The organism is Agromyces sp. P1_H4 (genome assembly GCF_056405255.1).
Genome location: NZ_JBFUCL010000355.1, coordinates 1 through 3,826, shown reverse-complemented (window position 1 = coordinate 3,826; position 3,826 = coordinate 1). Strand labels below are relative to the sequence as shown.

Here is a 3,826-nt window from a genome sequence, read left to right as displayed (position 1 = left end):
CACGTCCACCGAGTGGCTGCACGCCTTCGCGCTCGCGGTCAACGAGGAGAACGCCTCGGGCGGGCGCGTCGTGACCGCGCCGACGAACGGCGCCGCGGGCATCATCCCCGCGGTCGGCCACTACTACCTGCGCTTCGTTCCAGGTGCGGATGCCGCGGGCATCCGCCGCTACCTCCTCACCGCCGCGGCGATCGCGAGCCTCGTGAAGAAGAACGCGTCGATCTCGGGCGCCGAGGGCGGCTGCCAGGCCGAGGTCGGCTCGGCCTGCGCGATGGCCGCCGGAGCGCTCTGCGCGGTGCTCGGCGGCACCCCCCGCCAGATCGAGAACGCCGCCGAGATCGCGATGGAGCACCACTTGGGCCTGACGTGCGACCCGGTCGCCGGACTCGTGCAGGTGCCGTGCATCGAGCGGAACGCCATCGCGTCGTCGACCGCCGTCTCCGCAGCGCGGCTCGCGCTGCACGGCGACGGCACGCACCTCGTGTCCCTCGACACCGTGATCGAGACCATGCGCCAGACCGGCCTCGACATGATGACGAAGTACAAGGAGACCAGCGAGGGCGGCCTCGCAGTGAACGTCATCGAGTGCTGAACTCACGACCGTTCGCCGGGGCGCGGCCATGGCCCCCGATCGGGACTCTCGCGCGACGCGCGCTGCTCTGACAATCTGACGTGATGGACACCCCCAGCCCCGTCACACCCGAACTGTTCGCGGGCCTCGGCCTCATCGGACTCGTCATCGGCCTCGTCGTCTACCTCGCCGTCCTCGCGCTCATGCTGTGGATCGGCTACCTCATCATCAAGGCGGCCGTGCGCAACGGGCTCCGGGAGCACACGCTGTGGCTCGAGAGCCGCAGGGGTCCGCTGCGCTGACGCGCTTCGACGGTTACGGCCTGTTGCGGCATCCGCTCGCTGCGCAGCCCGCCGCGACTAGCGTGTCGGCATGCCGGTCCTCGACCTCCCAGCCGAACTCGTCACCACCGACTGGCTCGCCGATCACCTCGGCGATCCCCGTCTCGTGGTCGTCGACGCGAGCGTGCTCGGCGTCGAGTCCGCGGCCGGCTTCCACTGGCTCAGCGGCCTCGACGAGTTCCTCATCGACGGGCACGTGCCAGGGGCGGTCTTCGCCGACCTGCTCGAGGAGTTCTCCGACCCCGACGGGCCCTTCTCGTTCACCAGGCCGGATGCCACGCGGCTGGAGCGTGTCGCACACGAGCTCGGCATCGACGACGAGGTCGCCGTCGTGGTCTACGACACCTCGCTCGGCCAGTGGGCGGCCCGGCTGTGGTGGCTGCTCCGCTCGGCCGGGGTCACGCGGGTCGCCCTGCTCGACGGCGGGCTGCGGCGGTGGAGGGCCGAGGAACGCGACCTCGAGACGGGGTACGAACCGCCGCGCTCGGCCGGGCCGCTGACGCTCTCGCCCGACGCGACGTTCTGGGCCGACCGTGCGGAGGTGCAGGACGTGGTCGAGGGCCGAACCCCGGCGGCCCTCGTCTGCGCGTCGCCCGAGAGCGACTTCCGAGGTGAGACCGGACGCCGTCCGCGACGTGGGCACATCCCGGGCAGCGTGAGCGTGCCCCTCGCCGCGATCGTCGACCGAGATCGCGGCACGCTGCGACGCGGTGCCCACTTCACGGCTCGGGCCCGTGTCGTCCCGCCCTCGGGCGACGGCGGCCGCATCGTCGTCTACTGCGGTGCCGGCATCGCGGCGGCGGCCACGGCGTTCGCGCTCCGCCAGGCGGGCGAGGCGGATGTCGCCGTCTACGACGGCTCGCTCGACGAATGGGCCGCCGACCCCGAGGCGCCGCTCGTCAGCCTGGTCTGAGCCGCCTGCCGGCACCGGCGCCAGGCGGTCTGCAGGCGGTCAGCAGGCGCAGGTGATGCCGTGGTCGATCACCGCACCGGCCGTGAGGCCGGTGGCGGCGACGTTCGTGAGGGCGTCGGCCTGCCGCTGCGCGAGGCCGTCGGCGGTGTCGAAGGCGAAGCCCTCACGCACCCAGTACTCGAACCCGCCGAGCATCTCCTTGACGGGATGCCCGAGCAGCGCGAACTCGAGCGCCGCACGCGTCGCGCCGTTGCACCCGGGACCCCAGCAGTAGACGACGACCGGGGTGCCGGCGGGGATGCGGTCGGCGGCCTCCGCCGCGATCCGGCGCCCCGGCAGGTGGATCGCGCCGGGCACGTGACCCTGGGCCCACGACTCGTCGCTCCGGGTGTCGACCAGCACGAACCCGGGGTCGCCCGCACGGAGTGCCGCCGCGACATCCGACACATCGGACTCGAAGCCCAGCCGACCCCGGAAGTGCGCGATCGCGTCGGCCTGCGGGGCGACGTGCTCGAAGAGTGCTGATGCGGTGATGGTGGTGTCGGTCATGCCTTCACCCTCGCACCGCCGCCCGCACGACGGCGCGTGAAATCGCGCCGTCGTGCCGCGACATCCGGCCAGCGTCGGCGGCGCGTCAGTCGCCGGCGGGCGCGAAGAACGCGGTGATCCCCGCGGCGAGTGCCACGAGGTCGTCGACGTGCGCGAGCTCACGGGCGGAGTGCATCGAGAGCAGCGGCGTGCCCACGTCGACCGTGCGGATGCCGAGCCGGGTCGCGCTGAGCGGGCCGATGGTGCTGCCGCACGGGATGGTGTTGTTCGACACGAACGGTTGCGCCGTCACGCCGGCCTGCCGGCAGGCGCGTGCCCACATGGCGGCGCCGACACCGTCGGTCGCGTAGCGCTGGTTGGCGTTGAGCTTCAGCAGGGGGCCGCCGCCGAGCACCGGACGGTTGTTCGGGTCGTGCTTCTCGGGGTAGTTCGGGTGCACGGCGTGGCCCGCGTCGGAGGAGAGCAGCCACGAGTCCGCGAAGGCGCGACGCCGGTCGCCGTCGGTGGCGCCGAGCCCGGCTGCCACGCGGGCGAGCACGTCCTCGAGGAAGGGCCCGCTCGCGCCCGACCGCGACTCGGACCCGAGCTCCTCGTGATCGAAGGCCGCGAGCACGCTGACGTGCGCCGTGTCGTCGGGCGCCGCGAGCAGCGCCACGAGGCCGGCGTGGACGGAACTGAGGTTGTCCATGCGGCCAGCGGCGAAGAGCTCGCCCTCGCGGCCGAAGCGGGCGGGCGCGRCCGTGTCGGCCATGAGCACGTCGTGTCCGGCGACATCGTCGGCCTCGACGCCGGCGACGCCCGCGAGGTGCACGAGCAGGTCGGGACCGGGCACCGATCCCCAGATCGGCTGCAGATGCCGCTGGCGGTCGAGGGTCAGGCCCTTGTTCACGTCACGGTCGAGGTGGATGGCGAGCTGCGGGATGCGCAGCATCGGTCCGGTGCGCACCAGGTGCTGGGTGCCGTCGGTCGTCACGAGCCGCCCGGCGAACTCGAGCTCGCGGTCGAGCCAGGAGTTCAGGAGCGGCCCGCCGTACACCTCCACCCCGGCCTGCAGCAGCCCCTCCGAGCTGGTCGACGCGCCGGGCTTCAGCTTGAACGACGGCGAGTCGGTGTGCGCTCCGAGGACGCGGAACGGCGTCGTCGGCGTCGCCCCACGAGGCTGCACCCACGCGATGACCGCTCCGTCGCGCACGACGACGCGGCGTCCGGGGCCGGTCGGCCACTCGTCGCGCTCATCGAGTCGCTCGAACCCCGCCGCCTCCAGCCGATCGGCGACCGACGCGGCGGCGTGGTACGACGAGGGCGAGTCGCGGATGAAGTCGGCGAAGTCGGACAGGTGGGCGTCGGTATCGAGCTCGGGCACCATCCCATCCAACACCGCCGGAGCGGTCGCGGTCGAGTCGAGCGCGTTACGCGAAGCGCACCACGGCCTGCAGCCTCGACCGCACCTCC

5 protein-coding genes are annotated in these 3,826 nt (G+C 72.9%); 3 read left to right on the top strand and 2 right to left on the bottom strand.

Features of this window, described 5'->3' with window-relative positions; all coding sequences use genetic code 11:
* From AC1DY2_RS16935 to AC1DY2_RS16925, 3 genes are all read left to right on the top strand, one after another.
* Window positions 1-592: L-serine ammonia-lyase, iron-sulfur-dependent, subunit alpha (locus tag AC1DY2_RS16935; protein ID WP_476763472.1), on the top strand; the 592-nt coding region annotated here is incomplete at its 5' end.
* An 83-nt stretch (window positions 593-675) separates the two neighbouring features.
* Complete coding sequence (locus AC1DY2_RS16930; protein ID WP_159607056.1) at window positions 676-873, top strand: hypothetical protein; 198 nt, start codon at window positions 676-678, stop codon at window positions 871-873.
* Window positions 874-943: 70 nt separating this feature from the next.
* On the top strand, window positions 944-1,825 hold the full coding sequence (locus AC1DY2_RS16925) for a sulfurtransferase (protein WP_476763471.1): 882 nt from the start codon (window positions 944-946) through the stop codon (window positions 1,823-1,825).
* A 39-nt stretch (window positions 1,826-1,864) separates the two neighbouring features.
* Here the strand turns inward: AC1DY2_RS16925 and AC1DY2_RS16920 are convergent, their stop codons facing one another.
* Together AC1DY2_RS16920 and AC1DY2_RS16915 are read right to left on the bottom strand one after the other, a co-directional pair.
* Window positions 1,865-2,374, bottom strand: coding sequence for a rhodanese-like domain-containing protein (locus AC1DY2_RS16920; protein WP_476763470.1), 510 nt, complete (start codon window positions 2,372-2,374; stop codon window positions 1,865-1,867).
* A gap of 85 nt (window positions 2,375-2,459) precedes the next feature.
* Window positions 2,460-3,740: a M18 family aminopeptidase gene (locus AC1DY2_RS16915; protein WP_476763473.1), complete on the bottom strand. Its 1,281-nt coding sequence runs from the start codon at window positions 3,738-3,740 to the stop codon at window positions 2,460-2,462.
* Window positions 3,741-3,826 lie beyond the last annotated feature (86 nt).

Bases quoted from the DNA above. Each gene is read 5' to 3' on its own strand.
- AC1DY2_RS16930 (WP_159607056.1), top strand. From the start codon at position 676: ATGGACACCCCCAGCCCCGTCACACCCGAACTGTTCGCGGGCCTCGGC.
- AC1DY2_RS16920 (WP_476763470.1), bottom strand. From the start codon at position 2,374: ATGACCGACACCACCATCACCGCATCAGCACTCTTCGAGCACGTCGCC.
- AC1DY2_RS16925 (WP_476763471.1), top strand. From the start codon at position 944: ATGCCGGTCCTCGACCTCCCAGCCGAACTCGTCACCACCGACTGGCTC.